The sequence below is a fragment of the Amycolatopsis sp. NPDC049868 genome (assembly GCF_044461365.1).
In the GTDB taxonomy this organism is placed as follows: Bacteria; Actinomycetota; Actinomycetes; order Mycobacteriales; family Pseudonocardiaceae; genus Amycolatopsis.
Genome location: NZ_JBITKV010000001.1, coordinates 1,305,272 through 1,324,872, shown reverse-complemented (window position 1 = coordinate 1,324,872; position 19,601 = coordinate 1,305,272). Strand labels below are relative to the sequence as shown.

Sequence of the window (19,601 nt, the reverse complement as noted above, 5' to 3'; positions counted from 1 at the left end):
AAGGCCCCCTTCCTTGCGCCAGGCGCAAGGAAGGGGGCCTTCATGTACTGGGCATGGCGTGAAGGTCGAGTTTCCTCGGCTGAGCCGAGGGAAGGAGTCCTTCACGCGCGGCACTTGTGACCGCTGTGACTGCTGGCGTACCTGGGGCGAGTGTGGCGAGCCGGGAGTCTGTGAAGGCCTCCTTCACTACCTTCAGGGTAGGCAAGGAGGCCTTCACGGACCTGGCCCGCGACCAGGCCGCACCCAAAATCCAGTAGGCACCCTTGGCTCCAGCCCGAATCGCCACTCACGACCACCTGGACCGAGGTGTCACCGCACGCCTCAGTCGAACTTCAGCTCTTCGGTCCGCCGCGGCATCAGCAGCAACGCGCCGACGCTCAGCACCGCGACCACCAGCATCGCCAGGAAGACGTGGTGCGTGGCGTCGGCGAGGGCGCCCCGCACGAACGTCGTCGTCGGGGTTTCCGGGCCGTTGCCTTCCAGCACGACACTGGTCGCGTCGACGCCGGACGGCAGACCGGTGACCCCGGCAGGCGGGTTGGCGAAGCGGTTCGCCAGCGTGGCGTTCGCGATCGCGCCGAAGATCGCCACGCCGACGGCGCTGCCCAGCGAACGGCTGAACATGTTGGTCGCGGTGACGACGCCGCGGCGTTCCCACCCGATGGTGGACTGCACGGCGATCAGGGTCGGGCTCGACGCCAGGCCCAGCCCCAGCCCGAGGACGAACGCGGCCGCGGCCGCCATCCAGATCGACGACCCCGCGGCCAGGAAGACCGTGAGCGCCGCGCCCGCGATGACCGCTCCGCTGCCGATCAGCGCGGTGTCCCGGAACCCGATCCGCATGTAGATCCGGCCCGCCAGCGACGCCGAGATCGGCCAGCCGACGGTCAGCGCCGCCAGCGCGAATCCGGCGACGAGGGCGCCGGTGCCGAGCACGCCCTGCGAGAAGGTCGGCAGATACGACGTCAGGCCCATCAGCAGCATGCCGACGACGACGGCGACCAGGTTCCCGCCGATCAGCGTCCGTTTGGTGAAGATCCACAGCGGCAGCACCGGCTCCTCGGCCTTGCGTTCCGCGAACACGAACGCCACCAGCAGCACCGCCGCTGCGGCGAAGATCCCCAGGCTCGGCGCGGACGCCCAGCCCCAGGCGACCCCGCCTTCCAGCAGGCCGAGGATCAGCAGCGAACAGCCGAGGGTGAGCAGTGTGGCGCCGAGGTAGTCGATGCGGTGCGAGCGGCGTTCGACGCGCTCGCGGAAGTTCCGGAACAGCATCCACGCCGCCAGCGCGCCGAGCGGCAGGTTGATGAAGAAGATCCAACGCCAGTCGAGGTACTCGGCGAACACCCCGCCCAGCGTCGGCCCGACCACCGACGAGATGGCCCACACGCTGGCGAGATAGCCCTGCACCCTGGCGCGTTCCTCGACGGTGTACATGTCGCCGACCATGGTCAGCGCGATCGGCTGGATGGCGCCCGCGCCGATGCCCTGCACCGCGCGGGCGGCGATCAGCACCGGCATGCTCCAGGCCGCGCCGCACAGCACCGAACCCAGCAGGAACGCCGCGATGCCGAAGAACATCACCGGGCGCCTGCCGAGGACGTCCGCGAACTTGCCGTACAGCGGGACGGTGACCGCCTGGGTCAGCAGATAGATCGAGAACAGCCACGGGAACTGCGAGAACCCGCCCAGATCGGCGACCACCGAGGGCACCGCCGTGGCGATGATGGTCGAATCCAGCGCGATCAGGCCGGAACACAGCATCACGGCGATCAGGACGGGGCCGCGTTCGGACCGGAAGCCGACCCCTTCCTTCGCGGTGACCGGGGCCGGGGTGGTCATCTGTGACGGTCTCCTCAGGCTCATGAACGGCGTCAACTACTTCGCATGGGTAAGCATTCCACGGAGACACCCGGTCATGGGACCGATTTTTTCCGTGAGCTATCCCGCAAAATGGATCGGATGAGCACTTGGATCCGCCCGATCGAGCGTGGCTGGGTAGTCCGCGACACCGTCCCGGGGCCCGACGTCGACGAGTTCGCCGACCCGGACCGGGTCGCCGCCGCGCTCGCCGGGGCCCGCGGCGACAGCCTGCTGGCGGTTCAGCATCCGGCGAGAACCCCGGCCGCGCTGGCGGGCGGGCTCTCGATCGAAGCGGCGTTGCCGCAGGCCAGGGCGACGTTCGAGCGGATCCGGGAGCGGCACTATCGCCCGGTCCGCGCCGTGGTCGCGCCGTATCGCATCGACGGCCCGGACGGGGTCGCGCTGGGCGTGCTCTGCCTCGTCGACCCCGCCGCGGTCCGGGACGACGGCTTGACCCGGGTCCGGCACACCGAGGACGTCTATCCGGACGTCGTCGCGGAACGGGCCGCGATGCTCGCCGGGCTCGGCGTCGCGACGAGTGCCGCGATGCTGGTCCCCGCGACCGGCGGCCGCGCGCTGACCGCGCTGATCGAACGGATCTGCCGGGGCCGGGTGCCCAGCCTGTCCACAGTGGACGGCGCGGGTCGCAAGCACGAACTGTGGCTCACCGGTCCCGGCGAAGACCAGGACGAACTGCTGGCGACCCTGGACGGCCTGGATCTCCTGGTCGCGGACGGCAACCACCGCGTCGCGGCCGCCGCGGCCTCCGGGCGCGGCGCGTTGCTGGCGCTGGTCACCGGCGGGCCGGGGCTGCGGATCGGGCCCATCCACCGGGTGCTCGCCGGCACCGGTTTCGCCGCGGACACCCTGGTCCGGCGCTGGACGGAGGCGGGCTACGACGTCCACCCCGGCCCGCCGGGGCCGCCGTCCGAGGCGGGCGAGGTGACCGTGCTGGCGGGAACGTCGGCTTTCCGGGTGTCGCTCGGCAAGGCGGGCGGTGACCACGCGGTGGTCGAGCAGGAGCTGCTCCGCGAGGCGCTCGGCGTCGATCCGGAAGGGCCGAACGTGCGCCCGTTGCTGCCCGGCGTGCCGGTGCCCGAAGACGTGGACGCGGTGTTGCTGCTGGCCCCGGTCCCGTACGCGGAGGTCCTCGCCGTGCACGCGGCCGGGGCGCGGATGCCGAGGAAGGCCACCTACTTCACGCCGAAACCGCGCAGCGGGCTCCTGCTGGCCGAGCTTTGACGTCGCGCTTTTGTCGGTGGCGCGGCTTAGGATCGCGTCGTGGAATTGCCCGTGATGCCACCCGTCAAGCCGATGCTGGCCAAGGCCGTGCACGAACTGCCGCGCACGCCGGGGCTGCTGTACGAGCCGAAATGGGACGGCTTCCGTTGCGTGGTCTTCCGCGACGGCGACGAGGTCGTGCTGGGCTCGCGTAACGACAGGCCGCTGACGAGGTACTTCCCCGAGCTGGTGGAGCTGCTCAAGGACGCGCTGCCCGAGCGCTGCGTCGCCGACGGCGAGATCGTGCTGGTCACCGAGGGCGGGCTCGATTTCGAGGCGCTCCAGCTGCGCCTGCATCCGGCGGCGTCCCGGGTGAACAAACTGGCCGAGGAGACGCCGGCCAGTTTCGTCGTGTTCGACCTGCTCGCACTGGAAGACCGGGATCTCACGCCGGAACCGTTCGGGGAGCGGCGGAAGCTGCTCGAAAGCGTGGTCGACACGAAGTTCGCCCGGGTGCACCTCACCCCGCTGTCCGAGGATCCGGACGTCGCACAGGACTGGTTCACCCGCTTCGAGGGCGCGGGCTTCGACGGCGTGATGGCCAAACCCGCCGACGCACCGTACGAGCAGGACAAGCGGGTGATGTGGAAGGTCAAGCACCAGCGCACCGCGGACTGCGTCGTCGCCGGATTCCGGTGGCACAAGGACGGCGCCGGGGTCGGGTCGCTGCTGCTCGGGCTCTACAACGACGAAGGCGTCCTGCACCATGTGGGCGTGGCCAGCAGTTTCACCGCCGCGAGGCGCCGTGAGCTGGTGGACGAGCTCGCGCCGCTGCGTGAGAACGCGCTGGAAAACCATCCCTGGCGCGAGTGGGTCGAAGCCCACGAGGAGGCGGGCGGCCGGATGCCGGGCGCGGGCAGCCGGTGGGCGCCGAAGAAGGACCTGAGCTGGGAGCCGGTCCGTATCGAATGGGTCGCCGAAGTCCGCTACGAGCACGTCGAGGGCACCCGGTTCCGTCACGGCGGCAGGCTCGTGCGCTTCCGTCCCGACCGCGAGCCGGCCTCGTGCACGTACGCGCAGCTCGAAGAAGTCCCGCCCGCCGAGCTGGCCACCTTGTTCACCGAGCTGGGGGAAACATGAAAGCGGAGCCGGTCACGCTGGACCTCGACGGCGTCGAGTTCACGGTGTCCAATCCGGGCAAGATCTACTTCCCGGAGCGCGGCGAGACCAAATTGGACCTCGTCGAGTACTACCGCGCGGTCTCCGTCCCGCTGCTGGCGCAGCTCGGCGACCGGCCCCTGCTGCTGGAACGCTATCCCGACGGTGCCGGCGGGAAGTCGTGGTTCCAGAAGCGGGTCCCGAAGAACGCTCCCGGCTGGCTGACCACGACGGTGGTGTCCACCCCGAACGGGACCACCTCGGACGCGCTCGTGGCGAAGGACCTCGCGCACGTCATCTGGGCGGTGAACCAGGGATGCCTCGGTTTCCACGTCTGGCCGAACAAGGCCGACGCGCCGGACATCAGCGACCAGCTGCGCATCGACCTCGACCCGTCGCCTGGGGTCGGGTTTCCCGAGCTGCGGCACGGTGCCGTCCTCACGAAGGCGTTGCTCGAGGAGCTGGGCATCACGGCGCAGCTGAAGACCTCGGGCTCGCGCGGCCTGCATCTCTACGTGCCGCTGGAACCGAAATGGGACGGCTACGAGGTCCGCGCGGCCGCCGTCGCGCTCGCCCGCGAGCTCGAACGCCGCCACCCGGAGGAGATGACGGCGCAGTGGTGGAAGGAAGAACGCGGTTCCCGCGTGTTCGTCGACTTCAATCAGAACGCGCCGCACAAGACGGTGTTCGGCGCGTGGTGCGTACGGCCGCGGGTCGGCGGGCAGGTGTCGACGCCGATCGGCTGGGACGAACTGGAGACCGTCGAGCCGGACAAGCTCACCCTGTCCACTGTGCCCGCTCGTCTCGCCGAACGCGGAGACCCTTGGGCGGCAACGGAACCACAGACGATCGAGCCGCTGCTGGAAATGTCGCGGAAGGACATGGCGAACGGGCTCATGGACGCGCCTTGGCCGCCCGTCTATCCGAAGATGCCGAACGAGCCGCCCCGGGTGGCGCCGAGCAGGGCGAAAAAAGACGGCGTTTAGTCCTCTGAATGCGGTCAGAGTGGCAGGTCGAAAGCGAGTTGCGTGTTCACGGCGGCTTCGGCCTTGCGGCTGGACCGGTGGCCGGGGAGGGTCGCGGCGCAACGCGGGCACGGGGCGACCTCGGTGGTGGTGAGATCCACCGGCGTCCACAGCCGGGATTCCTTGTCACCGCAGGCGGAACGCCGGTAGCGGAGGTCTTCGGAGCGGGTCATCAGGTGCGCGGCGGGGGAGTCCTCCGGCAGCGCGCCGACCAGGTACCAGTGTCCGGCGGTGTTCGTCATGGAACTGTCCTCCCGATACAGGTGGTCCAGCTCGAGATTCCTTCCGGAAACCAGTGTCAAGCAGACGCGCGGCGATATCCGGTATTTCGCGGCCGTTCGGCGTGTCAGTCCTGAATGAACCGCAGCACGCGCAGCATGGCGCGTTGGTCGACGACCTCGGGATCGTCCGCGACACAGTCCTCAAGGCGCGCGGTGACGGCCTCGGTGTCGATCCCCGAACCGATCAGCACCAGTTCGCTCCGGCGCGGCAGGCCGGACGGCCACGCCGACCGGTCCAGCTGGATGAACGAGCCCACCGTGTGCAGGCCGAACCGGGATCGCGGGCCGTTCGGGCCGAAGTCGAGGAAACCCTTGATCCGGTAGAGCCCGCCGGGGCGCTGTTCGAGGAAGTCCATCAGCCGTCGCGGGTCCAGCGGGCGCTCGGTGGTGAAAGCGACGCTGTCGTACGCGGTGTGGAAGTGGTGCTCGTGGTCGTGCTCCTCCTCGCGGAGGTCGTCGAACGACATCTGCCCGACCCGGTCGCGCGGCCGGGCGTCGAAGAACAGGGTGGGGTCGATCCGGCCGTGCGAGGTCGCGATCACCGGCGTGCCGGGCGCGATCTCGTCGATCGTGCCGCGCAGTTTGGCCAGGGTGTCCTCGTCGGCCCGGTCGGTCTTGTTGAGCACGACGAGGTCGGCGAACCCGAGATGCTCGTCCAGTTCCGGGTGCCGCTTCCTGGTCGCCTCGAACTCGGCGGCGTCGACCAGCTCGACCAGGCCGCCGTAGGCGATGACGGGGTTCTCGCTGGCGATCATCAGGCGGATGAGGTCACGCGGTTCGGCGAGCCCGCTGGCTTCGATCACGATGACGTCGATCCCGGCCTCGGCCTCGGAGAGCTTCGCGAGCATGGCGTCGAGGCCGCTCGCGTCGACGGCGCAGCACAGGCAGCCGTTGCCGAACGACATCATGGTGTCGACCTGGCCGGAGACGGCCATCGCGTCGACCGCGATGCTGCCGAAGTCGTTGACCACGACCCCGATCCGGGCACCCTGCCGATTGGCCAGCAGGTGGTTGAGCAGGGTGGTCTTGCCGGAGCCGAGGAAGCCCGCGACCAGGATGACCGGAATCCGCCTGTCGACCACGATTTTCCTTTCCGTCGGAGCTCCCCCGCACTCTAGCGACGGGGGAGGCGGGTCAATACACCGGCACGGGGAAAGGGTGGAAGAGTCGTGGAGTGAATGCGCTCAAAAGGGTGATTAATGACGATCATAAAGTGATCTTGGCTGCGTGTGATCATTCGGTTCGAGGAAATTCGGTGAATATCCCGCGAAGTCCTACTCAATTCCAAATATTGTCGTCGGCAAGCTTTCTGCCTGCCGAAATGTCAGCGCTGTCGAAGCTTCTGCCATTTGGTGGATCGTGGTCGTCTTTCTGTGGGGTATCGTCTTTCGTCTGGTCCGGACCCGGCCAGCTCGCCGATCGGGCATGAGCCTCCGGGCATTTCCGAGTGCAGGAGGAATGGTGATCGTTCCCGCCGCCGGTCCCGGCGTCGAATTCGGAGAGTGGGAGGCCGAGGTGGCGACGGCGTCCATGCGGGTGACGGATATCCCTCGCTTGCCTCCGGAGGTGCGGCCGCGGGGACGGAGCGTGGACGTGGCGGAGGCCGAGGACTTCCTCCGGCTCTTCCACGCGGAAACGGACGGCGGGCAGGCGCGACTGCACACGCGGCTCGACCGGGTCCGTGCCGAGATCGACGCGACCGGCACCTACCGGCACACGACCGCCGAACTCGAATTCGGCGCCAGGGTGGCCTGGCGGAACTCCGCCCGGTGCATCGGCAGGCTGTACTGGCAGGGGTTGAAGGTGCGAGACCGCCGCGACGTCGACGGCGCCCCCGCCATCGCCGACGAGTGCGTCGCCCATCTGCGGGAGGCGACCAGGGGCGGCCGGATCCGCTCGACCATCACCGTGTTCGCGCCGGACGGCCCGGCGGGGCCCGGTCCGAAGATCCACAACGATCAGCTCGTCCGGTACGCGGGCTATCGGCTCGGCGACGGCTCGGTGCTGGGCGATCCGCGCCACGCCGACTTCACCGAGACCGTCCGGGAGCACGGCTGGCGTCCGCCCGAACGGAAGGGCTCCTTCGACGTTCTCCCGCTCCTCATCGAGACCGAGCCGGGGGAACGATGCCTGTTCCGGCTGCCGTCGGACGCCGTGCTGGAGGTCCCGTTGTCGCATCCCGACCACCGATGGTTCGCCGGGCTCGGCCTGCGGTGGCACGCGGTACCGGCGATCAGCAACATGCGGCTGGTCATCGGCGGGCTCACCTATCCCGCGGCACCGTTCAACGGCTGGTATCTCGCTACCGAGGTCGGCGCACGCAACCTCGCCGACGCCGACCGCTACGACCTGCTGCCGGTGGTCGCGGATCTGATGGGCCTGTCGACGAAGTCGGAGCGCACCCTGTGGCGCGACCGCGCGCTGGTCGAACTGACGCTGGCCGTCCAGCACTCCTTCGACGCGGCGGGCGTGACCGTCGCCGACCACCACACCGAATCGCGGCGGTTCCTCACGCATATCGCCAAGGAGGAGCGCGCGGGACGCCGTTGCCAGGCCGAGTGGAGCTGGATCGTCCCGCCGCTGTCCGGCGGGCAGACCGCCGTGTTCCACCGTTACTACGACGAACCCGATCCGGCCGTGAGACCGGCGTTCCTGCCTCCCGGGTAGGGCTCCGACGGGTGAAGAGGTGAGCCGAATGCGGCGTGTCGATGGGCCGGACGGTGGCACAGGTCGCGACCGCGCGGACAATGGGTACATGACCGCAGTGCTCGTCGCCCATGCCGGCAGATCCGGTGGGACAAAGGAGATCGCCGAGGTGATCGCCGCCGAGCTGGTCGAAGGCGGGCTGACGGTCGACCTGCTGGACGCGGCCGAAGTCGAGGACGTCGAGCCGTACGGCGCGGTGATCGTGGGAAGCGCGCTGTACCACCGGCGCTGGCGCCCGGAGGCGGTCCGCCTGCTCGCCGAGCACGAGGAAGCGCTGCGGAACCGCCTCGTCTGGTTGTTCCACAGCGGACCTTGCGGGCCGCTCGCCGCGGGCAAACGGGTGAGCCTGCCCGCGGGGGTCGCCCTGCTGGCCGCGAGGATCGATGCCGAACGCACGGCCACTTTCGGCGGAAAACTCAGCCCGGACACCGCGAGTGGCCTGTTCTGGAAGATCATGGCGGCGGGCCCGTGGGCCGGCGATTTCCGCGACTGGCCGTCGATCCGGGCATGGGCCCGCGATGTCGGCCGCCGTGTGCGCATCCGGGTCACCCTCTGAGTGTCTGGTTTCGTCGGCGCCCTGTCGTAGGGTGGATCCATGGACAAGAAACAGTTCACCGCGAAGCTGCTCAAGAGCCCGGAGAAGGGCGGCTGGACGTACGTGGTCATGCCCGGCTCCGCCGAGTTCTTCGGCACCAGGGGGCTGGTGAAGGTGCGCGGGACGATCGACGGGCATCCGTTCCGGAGTTCGTTCATGGCCTTGGGGGACGGCACGCACAAGCTGCCGGTGAAGGCCGACGTGCGCAAGGCCATCGGCAAAGAGGAGGGTGACACCGTCGACATCGTCCTGCTCGAAAGGCTCGAGGGCTGAGTTGGCCGCCGCATGGAAGCCGTCCCCGGTCATCAAGATCTACGAGGCGCTCGGCGCGGTGGCCGACGGGCGGGTCGAGATCGACGGTGACACGGCACGCGTCACGTCGTCGGACAAGGCCAAGACCTACGACGTACGCCACGATCCGGCCGCGGGATCGATCACGGCCAACGACAACGGGTCCTACTGGCAGGGATACCTCGGTTACCCGGGTATCGCCTACCTGATGGAGCGCGGCGTGCTCGCCTACGACAGCGGCCTCACCGCCGGGCTGGCCGGTGTGCCGTGGAAGGAACTCGCCACCCGGTACCGCAACGACTGGGCGAAGGTGGAGAAGCACGTTCGCGAAGACCTGTCCGGCAAGGGGGTGGATCTGGACCGGTTCGACGCCGGGCTGGCGGAGATTTCGAGCCGTCTGGAGGAATTGGCGCTCACCAAGCTTTCCCCGCGGCTGCGTCCGCCGAAGTGATCGAGGTGTTCTTCACTTGACCTTGAGTTAAGTCGAGGTCTTAGCGTGAGCCGGGTCAAGATCCCCGGGCACGTGAGGAGAGCATCCCGATGGCTGTTTCGCTGGAACGGCGGGCGAACACGGTCCCGCCGCCGGACAAGGTTCCGGCCGAGGCCTGGCGGATGGCCTGGGTGATCGTGCTCGGCGCGTTCATGACCATGCTGGACACCACGGTCCTCGCGGTCGGGGCCGAGACGCTCACCCGCGAACTCGGCGCCGGAATCGCTTCCGTGCAATGGGTTTTCACCGCGTACCTGGTCGCGCTGGCGGTCGCGTTGCCGTTGTGCGGCTGGCTCAGCCGCCGCTTCGGCGCGGGCCGGGTCTGGCTGGTGTCGCTGGCGGCGTTCACCGTGGCTTCGGTGCTGTGCGCGCTCGCCGGGAACATCGGCTGGCTGATCGGGCTGCGGGTGCTGCAGGGCCTCGCCGCCGGTCTGCTCCTGCCCGCCGGGCAAACGGTGCTCGGCCAGGCGGTCGGTCCCACCCGGCTCGGCCGCGTCATGGGGACACTGGGCATCGTGATGAGCGTCGGCCCGACATTCGGACCGGTTCTCGGTGGGGTCCTGCTGCGCGGACTCTCCTGGGAATGGCTGTTCCTGATCAACATCCCGGTCGGCGTGATCGCGCTGGTACTCGGGCTCCGCTTGGTGCCTCGCGGTGCGAAGGGTGTGGCGAACCGGCCCGATTGGCTCGGCTTCGTCCTGGTGAGCGCGGGAATCCCCGCGCTACTGTACGGGCTCACCACCTGGGGTGAGGGTGGCGAGGAATTCGGCGCGGGGGTGCTGGCGCCGCTCGTCGCGGGGGTCGTGCTGCTGGCGCTTTTCGTCCGGCGGTCGTGGGGCCGGGAGAACCCGGTCCTGGACCTGACGTTGTTCCGAAGCCGCGTCTACACCGCGGCGGCCGCGTTGTCCTTCTTCGCCGCGCCCGCGTTGTTCGGCGCGCTTTTCCTGCTGCCGCTGTACTTCCAGGTGCTGGGCGGGAACGGGGTCGTCGAGACGGGGCTGCTGTTGATGGGACTCGGGGTCGGTTCGGCGATCGCGTTGCCGATCTCCGGCAAGCTCACCGACCGCTACGGCGCGGGCCTGGTCGCCGCCTGGGGGAGCGTCGCGACACTCGCCACCACCGTTCCCTTCGCCATCGGCGGTTTCCCACCGGACGGTGTCGTCGTGCAGATCCTGTTGCTGGCCAGGGGAATCGCCGTGGCCTTCCTGCTGATGCCCGCGACGACCGCCGGGTACGCGGCCGTCACCAAGGACCAGCTGCCCGACGCCGCCGCGCAGATCAACATCGTCAGCCGGGTCGGCGGAGCCGCCGGGACGGCCCTGTTCGCCGTCGTACTGGCGAACCTGTTGCCCGCGGGCGCGGATTCGGCCTTCCGCGCGACGTTCTGGTGGCTCACCGCCGCGGCCGCGGTCGCCGCGGTGCTGGGCGCGAGGCTCTGGTGGGTGACGCGCCGCGCGTGAGTTCGGTCCGTGAAGGCCTCCTTAAGGGTCCATCCATGCCCCCGCCACCACCCTCAACGGAGACGCTGCGCGCCACTGCATGGATTCAAGTCCCTCAAGGAGGCCTTCACGGACCCGATGATCGCCCTGCTCAGCCGCAGTGCTCGGACGGGCTGTCGTACTTGGTCCCGCCCGCGGAACCGCCCCACTTCACGCATTTGCCCGCCGCGGCCGCCCGCACCGGACCGGCGAACCACGAGAACGAGCCCGAGTCGGTGATCCGGGACGACCCCGCCACCTCGAGGTAGGCGGACGTCGCGGTCGCGGTGCCCGCGGCTTCGCTCTTCATCGTGCTGACACAGTTCTGTCCGTTGGAAGCGTTGTAGGACAGGTAAACCGTGCCTGCCGTCCCGAGGGGCGCCGAGTCGATCACGCCGTATCCGCCGCCGCACACCGGGGCGCCGAGGGTCGTCTCGGTGACGGTCGAGAAGCGGATGGTCTCGTTGGCGTTGCCCGCCGGGCCCGCTTCGTACAGCACGCCGACCGAGCCCGACGAAAGCTGGACCATGTCGGAGTACGCGGCGTCACCGCTCCACACCAGGGTTCCGGCGGAGTTGCCCTGCCAGTTCGCACCCTCGTCGAACGACGAGCGCACGACGAGTTCCTTGCGGCGATCGCAGACCGACGGCGCGGCGAACAGGATCCGGTTGTACTTGCCCGCCTTGTCGGTCGCGGTCATCCGCGCGGTCGAGGCCTGCACCACCGGCGTGATCAAGTCCTCCTCGAAGGTGAACTTGGTGGAGAAGCTCGCCCCACCGTCGGAACTGATGGCGTAGGCGCGGTTCTTCGCGCCGCCGCTGAGGCATTTGTTGTCGTTGTTGGCCTGGTTGCGCGCCGCGGCGTAGACCCGTCCGTCGAGCAGTTCGGTGACGCTGATCTCCTGCGGGTTGAGCCCGGCCGTCGCCGCCGGGGTGTCGGTGGCGCCGCGCTTCCACGTGACACCCTGGTCGTCGCTGTAGACGAGCGCTCCGCTGTTCTTGCCGTCGATGGTGTAGCTCATGCCGGCGACGATCCGGCCGGCGTGCGCGCCACGCGTCAGCACGATGCCGTGTGACGGGCCGGTCGCGAGCCAGCCGGGCGCGGTGTCGAACCCGAGCTGTGTGGTGAGCACCTTCGGCGCGGTCCACGTCTTACCGTGGTCGTCGCTGATCGAGACGCGCGGAATCCGGTTGCAGTCGGGATTCTTGACGCATTCCATCACCGAGAGGAGCACGATCCGCCCGGTGGAGGGGATCACGATCGGTGTCGGGTTTCCTTTGGTGTCACCGAAACCTTCGATGACGATCTTCGGGGCGCTCCAGGTCTTGCCGTTGTCGGCGGAGCGTTTCACGACGAGATCGATGTCGCCCCTGTCGTTGCAGAAGCTGGCGCCGCCGTTGCGGCCTTCGGCGAACGCGAGCAGTTCGCCGTTGTTCGCCTTGACGATCGCGGGGATTCTGAAGCAGTCGTAACCTTCTGTTTTCTGGTTGTACACCAACGTGTTCCCGACGGCGGTGGTCGAGAACTGGTCGCCGGTGGCCGGTGCGGCGAGGGAGGTGGCCGGGGCTGCGCCGACCGCCGCGGTGGCGACGAGGGCCGCGAACAGGCCCTGTGCGACGCGGGAGATCTTCACGGGAATTGCTCCGTCCTGGATTCGGTTCCGGGTGACGGGGCATCAGAGTCCTTCCGGCTCGTACAGCCGTCGTACAAGACGCGTACAACCGGTTTCGCCTTTTGTGTCAAATGACGCAGAACGACGGCGTCCGCCCTGCCAAGCTCGTTCCCGTCGGACACGGCGCGAGATCGGCGGGAGGGCCGATCACGCTGATCGACCCGGAGAGGGTGAGGGAGGGTCGATCGCGATTCGCGTCGTGGCGCCGGTGGGTCCAGTGGTCAGGACCCACCGGCGGTTACCGGCTCAGCGGTCGTCGGGTGCCAGCTGCCTGAGGTCGTTCAGGCTACGGACGACCAGCCGCTGGCGGCCGGTGCTGAGCAGCCCGTCGGCGCGCAAGGCCCGCAGGGTCCGCGCGACGGCTTCCCGTGAGGCGGACGCGAGGCCCGCCAGGTCGCGCTGGTTGATCCGCAGGGCGATCAGGGTCCCGTCGGCGACGGGCACGCCATAGCGCTCGGCGAGGTCGACGAGGATGGCGGCGATGCGTTCGGCGGCGGTGCTGTCCCCGAATTCGGTGCGTCGCGAGTTGGCGTAGCGCAGACGTGAGGTGATGATCCGGAGCAGGACCACGGAGAGGCCGGGATCTTCGCGGAGCACGGAGTTGAACGCCCGCGCGGACAGCCACAGCCCGGTGACCGGCTCGACGGCGATCGCCGTCGCCGAGCGCAGGCTGCCGTCCATCGACGCCATCTCGCCGATGATGTCGCCCGGATCGCGGACGGCCAGCACCGCGTCGTAGCCGCCGGTGGACACCGAGGTGATCTTGACCCGCCCGGTCATCAGGATCAGCACCCAGTCCGAGCGGTCACCCTCGCGGATGATCACCGTTCCCGCCGGGTACCGGCGCAGTTCGGCCTCGGCACGCAGCGCCTTGCGCTGGCCGTCGTCGAGCAGCTCCCAGAGCCTGCCGGGTGGATCGTGCGGCTCCGCCGCCGGCTGAGTCATGCCTTCTCGTCGCCTCCGTGCGCGATCGTACGAGATGTCAACCGGGGATCTCCTGGTACGCCTGGGAAAGGCGTTGGACCCCTTCGCGTAGCTGCGCGCCTGTCGCGGCGCTGACGTAGCTCAGGCGCAGATAGGGGCCCGGCGCCTCGGCGGCGAAGTACATCCTGCCGGGGGTGACCGCTACTCCCGCGCGGAAAGCGGCACTGGTCAGCGCTACTTCGTCGACGAAGCCGGGGAGCGGCTGCCACAGGTGGTAGCCCCCGGTCGGGACCGGGACGGCTTGCCAGGACGGCAGGAATTCCCGCAGCGCCGAGACGGCCACGTCGCGGCGTTCCCGCAACGAGGCCGCGAGAGTCCGCAGGTGGCGGGCCCAAGCCGGAGAGCTCACCAGTTCGAGCGCGGTTTCCTGCTGCGGCCGCGGCACGAAGAAGCTCTCGACGGCGTGGAGGCCGCGCAGTCGTTCCAGCGCCGGGCCACGGGCGGCGAGCGCGCTGATCCGCAGGCTCGGCGACGCCGGTTTCGTGAGCGATCGGATGTGCACCACGACCCCGTCGGGATCGTCGGCCACGAGCGGCGGCGGGGGAGCCGGGCTGCCGGGATGCGCCATCAGCCGGGCGAAATCGTCCTCGATGACGAAGGCACCCGCGGCACGGGCGATCCGCAGGACCTCGGCGCGGCGTTCGGCGCACAGCACCGCGCCGGTCGGGTTCTGGAACGCGGGCTGGCAGACGAACAACCGGGCCCCGGTGTCGCGGAAGGCGTCCGCGAGCAGTTCGGGCCGGACGCCGTCGCGGTCGATCGGCACCGGGACCGGCCGCAGCCCCGACGCCCGCGCGATGGCCAGCATCCCCGGGTACGTCGGGGATTCCACCAGCACCGGCGCGCCGGGAGCGCCGAGCGCCCGCAACGCCGTGGTCAGCGCGCTCTGCCCGCCCGAGGTGACCAGCACGTTCTCGACGTTCACCGGGCTGCCGATGTCGCGGGCGAACCAGGCCCGCAGTTCGGGCAGACCGCAGATCGGCGGCCGCGTCCAGGCGCCGGGACGGCGGCCTGCCCGGGCCGACGCGGCCGCGAGCTCGCGTTCCGGCTGGAGGCTCGGATGCGTGTACCCGCCGTTGAGGTCGATGACGCCCGAAGGTGGATCGCTCAGCGCGGTGAGCACGCCGCTCGCGTCGATCGCGCGGGTGCCGGACTGCGAGCTCAACGCCACCTCCTGCCATGACACGTCGCCGGACACCGCCGCTTCGCGAGGCGGCGGCGCGCGGAAGACGCCGGCACCTGGCCGGGTGATCACCAGTCCTTCGGCGGCCAGCGCGGCGATGGCGCGCGACACCGTCACCGGGCTCACCTTCAGCTCCCGGACCAGCTCCCGGCTGGACGGGAGCTTTCCTTCGATCGGATAGCGCTCCAAAGTGGACCGCAGCTGTATGACCAGGCTGGTGACGCTGCTACCATCGGACATGAGACTGGATGATAGCGCTATCGCGGACCGGGCAGTAGCGGTCCGCTCCGGGACCGCGCTGGCGGCGCTGGGTGTCCTCGCCTTCTCGTTCACGTTCCCCGCCACCGTGTGGGCGCTCAAGGGCTTCGACCCGTGGACCGCCACCGGGCTGCGCAGCGTCCTGGCCGCGCTGGTCGCCGGCACCTGTCTCCGGATCTTCCGGGTCCCGCTGCCGAGACGCGATCAATGGCGGGGGCTGGCCGTGGTCTCCCTCGGCTGTGTCCTCGCCTTCCCGATCCTGACCACGCTCGCGCTCAAGACGTCGTCGACCGCGCATTCCGCGGTGGTGATCGGGCTGCTGCCGCTGGCCACCGCCGTCATCTCCTCGAAGCTGACCGGGAACCGGCCGTCCCGCCGGTTCTGGTTCGTCGCCGCGGTCGGCGCGAGCGCGGTCGTGGTGTTCACCGTCGCGCAGAGCGGCGGCGGACTGTCCACAGCGGACCTGTTCCTGTTCGGCGCGCTCGTGCTGTGCGCGTTCGGGTACGCCGAGGGCGGCAGGCTGGCCAGGGAGATGGCGGGCTGGCACGTGATCGCCTGGGCGCTGGTCATGGCGCTGCCGGTCACCGGCGCGTTCGCCGTCTTCGGGCTCGCGACCGAGCCGCTGCACGTCACCGGTGAGGGGATCGCCGGCCTGCTGTACGTCGCGCTCATTTCGCAGTTCGGCGGGTTTTTCGCCTGGTATCGGGGAATGGCCGAGATCGGTGTCGCGCGGGCGAGCCAGTTGCAGCTCGCCCAGCCGCTGCTGACGCTGGTCTGGGCGGTCCTGCTGCTCGGCGAGCATCTCCCGGCCGCCGCGCCGGTGACCGCGCTGATCGTCGTCGCCTGCATCGTCGTGACCCAGCGGTCCCGTACCTAGATCAACGTCGCGAATCCGCCAGACCGCGGTGCCCGCGTGGTGATGGGCTGAAGCACATGACCGCTTCGACCCTCGACACCTCCACGCGGACCCCGCTGAAGGGATGGCTCGCCGTCCTCGCGGTGACGCTGGGGATCTTCTCCCTCGTCACCACCGAGATCCTGCCGATCGGCCTCCTGACCCCGATCGGCGAGGACTTCCGGATCACGCCGGGGACGGCGGGCCTGACCATGACCCTGCCTGGCTTCCTCGCCGCGCTCGCCGCCCCGGCCGTCACCGTCGCCGCCGGGCGGCTCGACCGCCGGATCCTGCTGTGCGTGCTGATGGTGGTGCTGGCACTGTCCGACGTCCTCGCGGCGACGGCGCACGCGTACTGGGCCGTGCTGGTCTCACGAGTCCTGGTCGGGCTGGTGATCGGAGCCTTCTGGGCGATCGGGTCCGGGCTCGCCGCCCGGCTCGTCGGCCCGGAACGCGCGGGTACGGCGACCGCGGTGATCTTCTCCGCCGTGCCGCTCGGCTCCGTGCTGGGGGTGCCCGCGGGGACCTTCCTCGGCGAACTCTTCGGCTGGCGGGTCGCTTTCGCCGTGATGGCGGTGTTCACGGCCGGTGTCCTCGCCGCGCTGGCGTGGGCGTTGCCTCCACTGCCGACACTGCCGTCGGCGGGCGCGACCCGGCTCGGCGTCCTGCGCGAGATGACCCGTCAGCGGGCGATCCGGCTCGGCCTGCTCGTCACGGTGCTGGTCGTGCTCGCCCACTTTGGGACCTACACCTACGTCACGCCGCTCCTTCGCCAGGTGACGCAGGTGAGCCCGGAGCTGATCACCGTCTTCCTGTTCGTCTACGGCACCGCCGGGATCGCCGGCAACTTCGTCGCCGGCGCGGCGATCGCGCGCGATCTCCGGCTGACCTTCCTCACCGCGGCGGCGTTGATCGGTGTGGTGACCTGTGCGTTGCCGTTCCTCGGCGGCGCGAAACCGGGCGCGCTCGCGCTGCTGGTGGTCTGGGGTTTCGCCTACGGTGCCGTCCCGGTCTGTTCGGGAACGTGGTTCGCGAGGGCGGCTCCGCAGGCGCCCGAGGCGGCGTCGGTGCTGTTCACCTCGTCGTTCCAGGCGACTCTTTCGGCCGGCGCGCTGCTCGGCGGGCTGGTCGTCGACGCGGTCTCCGTCCCGGCCGTGATGGTCACCGGCGGCGTGGTCGCGCTGCTGGCGGTCGCGGTCCTCAGCCGAGCACGGTCAGCGTGACCAGCGCGGTGGTCCCGACCAGCAGGGTGGAGAGCAGCCCGAGTAGCAGGGCGCGGCCGCCGGTGCGGACGAGCGTGCCGATCCGGACCGCGCAGCCCAGCCCGAACAACGCTCCGGCCAGCAGCAGTGTGCAGGCGATCTTGGCGACGTCGAGTGCGAGACCCGGCACGATCCCGGTACTGCGCAGGGCGGCCATCGCCAGGAAGCCGAGGACGAACAGCGGGACGAGCGGCGGCCGCTTCCCCTCGACGGGGCGATTCCGTTCGCATACGCCGACCGCGGCGACCATCGGGGCGAGCAGGACCACCCGGCTGAGCTTGATCACGATCGCGACCGCGATGGCGGCGCTGCCCGCGGGGGTGGCCGCGGCGACGACCTGCGCGACTTCGTGCACGCTGAGCCCGGCCCACTCGCCGATCCGGGCCGCGTCGAGCCGCAGCCAGCCACCGATCAACGGGACCGCGGCGATGGCGAGGCCGCCGTAGAAGGTGACCAGCGCGACCGCGGTCGCGACGTCCGAGTCCTCGCGTTTCACCACGCCTTCCATGGCGGCGATGGCGGACGCGCCGCAGATCGAGAACCCGGTCGCGACCAGCATCGCCAGGCCACGCGGCACGCCGAGGAGCCTGCCGAGACCGATGGTGCCGAGGAAGGTGATGCCGACCGTGAGCACGACGGCGAGCAGGGTCCCGGGGCCGAGCGCGAGGACGGCCGGGAGCGAGAGCTGCAGACCGAGCAGCACGACACCGGCGCGAAGCAGCTTCTTGGTGATCCCGGAGATGGCCTTCCGGGTCTCCTCCGACACCGACGACAGCGAGCCGGTGAGGATGCCGAGCACCACGGCGATGGTGAGCGCGCTGACGACCGGGAAAGCGGTGCCGACCAGGTACGCGGCGGCCACCCCGGCGCCGGTGATGGCCAAGGCCGTGAGGTAGGGCTTCGTCGGTCTCGCGTGCGTGGTGCTCATGGTTCGAGCTTCGCCCGGCCGGAGTGACCTCGGTAGCCGGGAACGCGGGGGGTAGGTCATACACTTGGGCTATGACCACACCCGATCTGGACTCCCTGCGCCTGCTGGTGCTCGTGGACGAGCTCGGCAGTATCGGGCAGGCCGCGGCCAGTCTCGGGATCGCGCAGCCGTCGGCGAGCAAACGACTGTCCACAGTCGAGCGACGGCTGGGGCTGGTGCTGGTAGACCGGACACGGCGCGGCTCCGCGCTCACCCCCGACGGCCGGGTCATCGCGGGCTGGGCGCACCGCGTGCTGTCCGAGCTCGACGGTCTGCTCGACGGCGCCGAAGCGCTGCGCACCCAGCACGAGGCGCATCTGCGGGTCGCCGCGAGCATGACACTGGCCGAATATCTGGTGCCGGGCTGGATCGGCGAGCTCAAACGCGGTGACCCCGGGCTGTACCTCGGGCTGGAGGTCACCAATTCCGACCAGGCCGCCGAACTGGCGCGAGAGGGCAAGGTCGATCTCGGGTTCGTCGAGTCGCCCGGTTCGCTGCCCGGCCTCTCGTCCCGGCGGGTGGCCACCGACCGCTTGGTCCTCGTCGTGCCCGCGAGCCATCCGTGGGCACGCAAACGCCGTCCGCTGACCGCGGCCGAACTGGCGATCACGCCGCTCGTGGTCCGGGAACTCGGTTCCGGGACCAGGGAGACGGTGGACGCCGCCTTGCGCAAGGCCGGGGTCGGCCCGGCGAAACCGTTGCTGGAACTGGGCTCCGCCTCCGCTGTCCGCAACGCGGTGATCGCGGGCGCCGGACCGGCGGTGATCAGCGAGCTCGCCATCGCCCGTGATGTCGCCGACCGGCGGCTCGTCGCGGTCGCGGTGGACGGCGTCGACTTCGGCCGGGAGCTGCGCGCGGTGTGGCCCGCCGGGCGGCGGCTCGCCGGTCCGGCCGCGGAACTGCTGGGCATCGCCGTCCGGAATGCGAAACCCCGGTGAGTCCCTTCATGTTTCCGGGTGAGCGCGCGTGATACCGAATCTCCCGGCGTCGTGATACCGACGATAGGGGGGAATCGGAGTCGATTTCCGGAAATGGTCACGGACCACTATTTCCGGTGGTCCGGAGGAAAGTGGAATGGTGAACTCCGGGTAACAGGCGGATGGCGTATCGGACGTTGGGACACCTGGTCGTTGACTGTCCTTTCCTGTAGCTGGACCGAAAACCCGGCCTCTTGGATGTCCCGTGTGTATCCGGAAAGCTAAATTCTCGCGACGGACTTCGCGTTTCGCAGGTCGGCGTACCGCCATCCGGTTCCTGTGACCGGAAACCCTA

General features: G+C 69.8%; 18 protein-coding genes. 11 read left to right on the top strand and 7 right to left on the bottom strand.

From position 1 onward, the window contains the following. Nucleotides 1-321 precede the first annotated feature (321 nt). Nucleotides 322-1,842 (bottom strand): MDR family MFS transporter, encoded by a 1,521-nt coding sequence (locus ACIBTM_RS06335; protein WP_395875488.1) that lies wholly within the window; start codon nucleotides 1,840-1,842, stop codon nucleotides 322-324. Nucleotides 1,843-1,953: 111 nt separating this feature from the next. Between ACIBTM_RS06335 and ACIBTM_RS06330 the strand changes: the two genes are divergently transcribed. Genes ACIBTM_RS06330 through ligD form a run of 3 tightly spaced genes read left to right on the top strand, consistent with a single transcriptional unit; the run spans nucleotide 1,954 to nucleotide 5,228 of the window. Beyond that, nucleotides 1,954-3,105, top strand: coding sequence for a DUF1015 family protein (locus tag ACIBTM_RS06330; protein WP_395875487.1), 1,152 nt, complete (start codon nucleotides 1,954-1,956; stop codon nucleotides 3,103-3,105). A 39-nt stretch (nucleotides 3,106-3,144) separates the two neighbouring features. Then, complete coding sequence (locus ACIBTM_RS06325) at nucleotides 3,145-4,224, top strand: ATP-dependent DNA ligase (protein ID WP_395875486.1); 1,080 nt, start codon at nucleotides 3,145-3,147, stop codon at nucleotides 4,222-4,224. Further along, nucleotides 4,221-5,228, top strand: coding sequence for a non-homologous end-joining DNA ligase (ligD, locus tag ACIBTM_RS06320; RefSeq protein WP_395875485.1), 1,008 nt, complete (start codon nucleotides 4,221-4,223; stop codon nucleotides 5,226-5,228). Before ACIBTM_RS06325 ends, ligD begins: the two co-directional genes overlap by 4 nt. Nucleotides 5,229-5,242: 14 nt before the next feature. On the opposite strand, the gene ACIBTM_RS06315 is transcribed toward ligD, so the two are convergent. Both ACIBTM_RS06315 and ACIBTM_RS06310 read right to left on the bottom strand, forming a co-directional pair. Beyond that, nucleotides 5,243-5,509 (bottom strand): hypothetical protein, encoded by a 267-nt coding sequence (locus tag ACIBTM_RS06315; RefSeq protein ID WP_395875484.1) that lies wholly within the window; start codon nucleotides 5,507-5,509, stop codon nucleotides 5,243-5,245. Nucleotides 5,510-5,613: 104 nt separating this feature from the next. Continuing rightward, nucleotides 5,614-6,630, bottom strand: coding sequence for a CobW family GTP-binding protein (locus ACIBTM_RS06310; RefSeq protein ID WP_395875483.1), 1,017 nt, complete (start codon nucleotides 6,628-6,630; stop codon nucleotides 5,614-5,616). Between the two features lie 376 nt (nucleotides 6,631-7,006). Between ACIBTM_RS06310 and ACIBTM_RS06305 the strand changes: the two genes are divergently transcribed. From ACIBTM_RS06305 to ACIBTM_RS06285, 5 genes are all read left to right on the top strand, one after another. Continuing rightward, nucleotides 7,007-8,215, top strand: a complete 1,209-nt coding sequence (locus tag ACIBTM_RS06305) for a nitric oxide synthase oxygenase (RefSeq protein WP_395875482.1) — start codon at nucleotides 7,007-7,009, stop codon at nucleotides 8,213-8,215. An 88-nt stretch (nucleotides 8,216-8,303) separates the two neighbouring features. Continuing rightward, nucleotides 8,304-8,810, top strand: coding sequence for a flavodoxin domain-containing protein (locus ACIBTM_RS06300; RefSeq protein ID WP_395875481.1), 507 nt, complete (start codon nucleotides 8,304-8,306; stop codon nucleotides 8,808-8,810). Nucleotides 8,811-8,849: 39 nt separating this feature from the next. Next, on the top strand, nucleotides 8,850-9,122 hold the full coding sequence (locus ACIBTM_RS06295; RefSeq protein ID WP_007032748.1) for a DUF1905 domain-containing protein: 273 nt from the start codon (nucleotides 8,850-8,852) through the stop codon (nucleotides 9,120-9,122). Between the two features lies 1 nt (nucleotide 9,123). Beyond that, nucleotides 9,124-9,591: a hypothetical protein gene (locus ACIBTM_RS06290; protein WP_395875479.1), complete on the top strand. Its 468-nt coding sequence runs from the start codon at nucleotides 9,124-9,126 to the stop codon at nucleotides 9,589-9,591. 89 nt (nucleotides 9,592-9,680) lie between these two features. Then, the gene (locus tag ACIBTM_RS06285) at nucleotides 9,681-11,090 is read left to right on the top strand and encodes a DHA2 family efflux MFS transporter permease subunit (RefSeq protein WP_395875478.1); all 1,410 of its coding nucleotides are present in this window, start codon (nucleotides 9,681-9,683) and stop codon (nucleotides 11,088-11,090) included. A gap of 130 nt (nucleotides 11,091-11,220) precedes the next feature. Here ACIBTM_RS06285 and ACIBTM_RS06280 read toward each other — a convergent pair whose 3' ends face one another. From ACIBTM_RS06280 to ACIBTM_RS06270, 3 genes are all read right to left on the bottom strand, one after another. Further along, on the bottom strand, nucleotides 11,221-12,741 hold the full coding sequence (locus ACIBTM_RS06280) for an exo-alpha-sialidase (protein ID WP_395875476.1): 1,521 nt from the start codon (nucleotides 12,739-12,741) through the stop codon (nucleotides 11,221-11,223). 285 nt (nucleotides 12,742-13,026) lie between these two features. Further along, nucleotides 13,027-13,725, bottom strand: coding sequence for a Crp/Fnr family transcriptional regulator (locus ACIBTM_RS06275; protein WP_395875475.1), 699 nt, complete (start codon nucleotides 13,723-13,725; stop codon nucleotides 13,027-13,029). 37 nt (nucleotides 13,726-13,762) lie between these two features. Next, nucleotides 13,763-15,187, bottom strand: a complete 1,425-nt coding sequence (locus ACIBTM_RS06270) for a PLP-dependent aminotransferase family protein (RefSeq protein WP_395875474.1) — start codon at nucleotides 15,185-15,187, stop codon at nucleotides 13,763-13,765. Between ACIBTM_RS06270 and ACIBTM_RS06265 the strand changes: the two genes are divergently transcribed. Further along, nucleotides 15,186-16,082 (top strand): DMT family transporter, encoded by an 897-nt coding sequence (locus ACIBTM_RS06265; RefSeq protein WP_395875473.1) that lies wholly within the window; start codon nucleotides 15,186-15,188, stop codon nucleotides 16,080-16,082. The genes ACIBTM_RS06270 and ACIBTM_RS06265 overlap by 2 nt on opposite strands. A gap of 56 nt (nucleotides 16,083-16,138) precedes the next feature. Further along, nucleotides 16,139-17,323 carry an MFS transporter gene (locus ACIBTM_RS06260; RefSeq protein WP_395875472.1) on the top strand — a complete coding sequence of 395 codons (1,185 nt, stop codon included), beginning with the start codon at nucleotides 16,139-16,141 and terminating at the stop codon, nucleotides 17,321-17,323. Here the strand turns inward: ACIBTM_RS06260 and ACIBTM_RS06255 are convergent. Next, complete coding sequence (locus tag ACIBTM_RS06255; RefSeq protein ID WP_395875471.1) at nucleotides 17,301-18,290, bottom strand: YeiH family protein; 990 nt, start codon at nucleotides 18,288-18,290, stop codon at nucleotides 17,301-17,303. The genes ACIBTM_RS06260 and ACIBTM_RS06255 overlap by 23 nt on opposite strands. A 71-nt stretch (nucleotides 18,291-18,361) precedes the next feature. Here ACIBTM_RS06255 and ACIBTM_RS06250 point away from each other — a divergent pair, with 71 nt between their 5' ends. Then, nucleotides 18,362-19,267 carry a LysR family transcriptional regulator gene (locus tag ACIBTM_RS06250; protein WP_395875470.1) on the top strand — a complete coding sequence of 302 codons (906 nt, stop codon included), beginning with the start codon at nucleotides 18,362-18,364 and terminating at the stop codon, nucleotides 19,265-19,267. Nucleotides 19,268-19,601: the final 334 nt, after the last annotated feature.

Bases quoted from the DNA above. Each gene is read 5' to 3' on its own strand.
- ACIBTM_RS06305 (WP_395875482.1), top strand. From the start codon at position 7,007: ATGGTGATCGTTCCCGCCGCCGGTCCCGGCGTCGAATTCGGAGAGTGG.
- ACIBTM_RS06315 (WP_395875484.1), bottom strand. From the start codon at position 5,509: ATGACGAACACCGCCGGACACTGGTACCTGGTCGGCGCGCTGCCGGAG.
- ACIBTM_RS06250 (WP_395875470.1), top strand. From the start codon at position 18,362: ATGACCACACCCGATCTGGACTCCCTGCGCCTGCTGGTGCTCGTGGAC.
- ACIBTM_RS06270 (WP_395875474.1), bottom strand. From the start codon at position 15,187: ATGTCCGATGGTAGCAGCGTCACCAGCCTGGTCATACAGCTGCGGTCC.
- ACIBTM_RS06295 (WP_007032748.1), top strand. From the start codon at position 8,850: ATGGACAAGAAACAGTTCACCGCGAAGCTGCTCAAGAGCCCGGAGAAG.
- ACIBTM_RS06260 (WP_395875472.1), top strand. From the start codon at position 16,139: ATGACCGCTTCGACCCTCGACACCTCCACGCGGACCCCGCTGAAGGGA.
- ACIBTM_RS06335 (WP_395875488.1), bottom strand. From the start codon at position 1,842: ATGACCACCCCGGCCCCGGTCACCGCGAAGGAAGGGGTCGGCTTCCGG.
- ACIBTM_RS06265 (WP_395875473.1), top strand. From the start codon at position 15,186: ATGAGACTGGATGATAGCGCTATCGCGGACCGGGCAGTAGCGGTCCGC.
- ACIBTM_RS06300 (WP_395875481.1), top strand. From the start codon at position 8,304: ATGACCGCAGTGCTCGTCGCCCATGCCGGCAGATCCGGTGGGACAAAG.
- ACIBTM_RS06330 (WP_395875487.1), top strand. From the start codon at position 1,954: ATGGATCGGATGAGCACTTGGATCCGCCCGATCGAGCGTGGCTGGGTA.
- ACIBTM_RS06255 (WP_395875471.1), bottom strand. From the start codon at position 18,290: ATGAGCACCACGCACGCGAGACCGACGAAGCCCTACCTCACGGCCTTG.
- ACIBTM_RS06275 (WP_395875475.1), bottom strand. From the start codon at position 13,725: ATGACTCAGCCGGCGGCGGAGCCGCACGATCCACCCGGCAGGCTCTGG.
- ligD (WP_395875485.1), top strand. From the start codon at position 4,221: ATGAAAGCGGAGCCGGTCACGCTGGACCTCGACGGCGTCGAGTTCACG.
- ACIBTM_RS06285 (WP_395875478.1), top strand. From the start codon at position 9,681: ATGGCTGTTTCGCTGGAACGGCGGGCGAACACGGTCCCGCCGCCGGAC.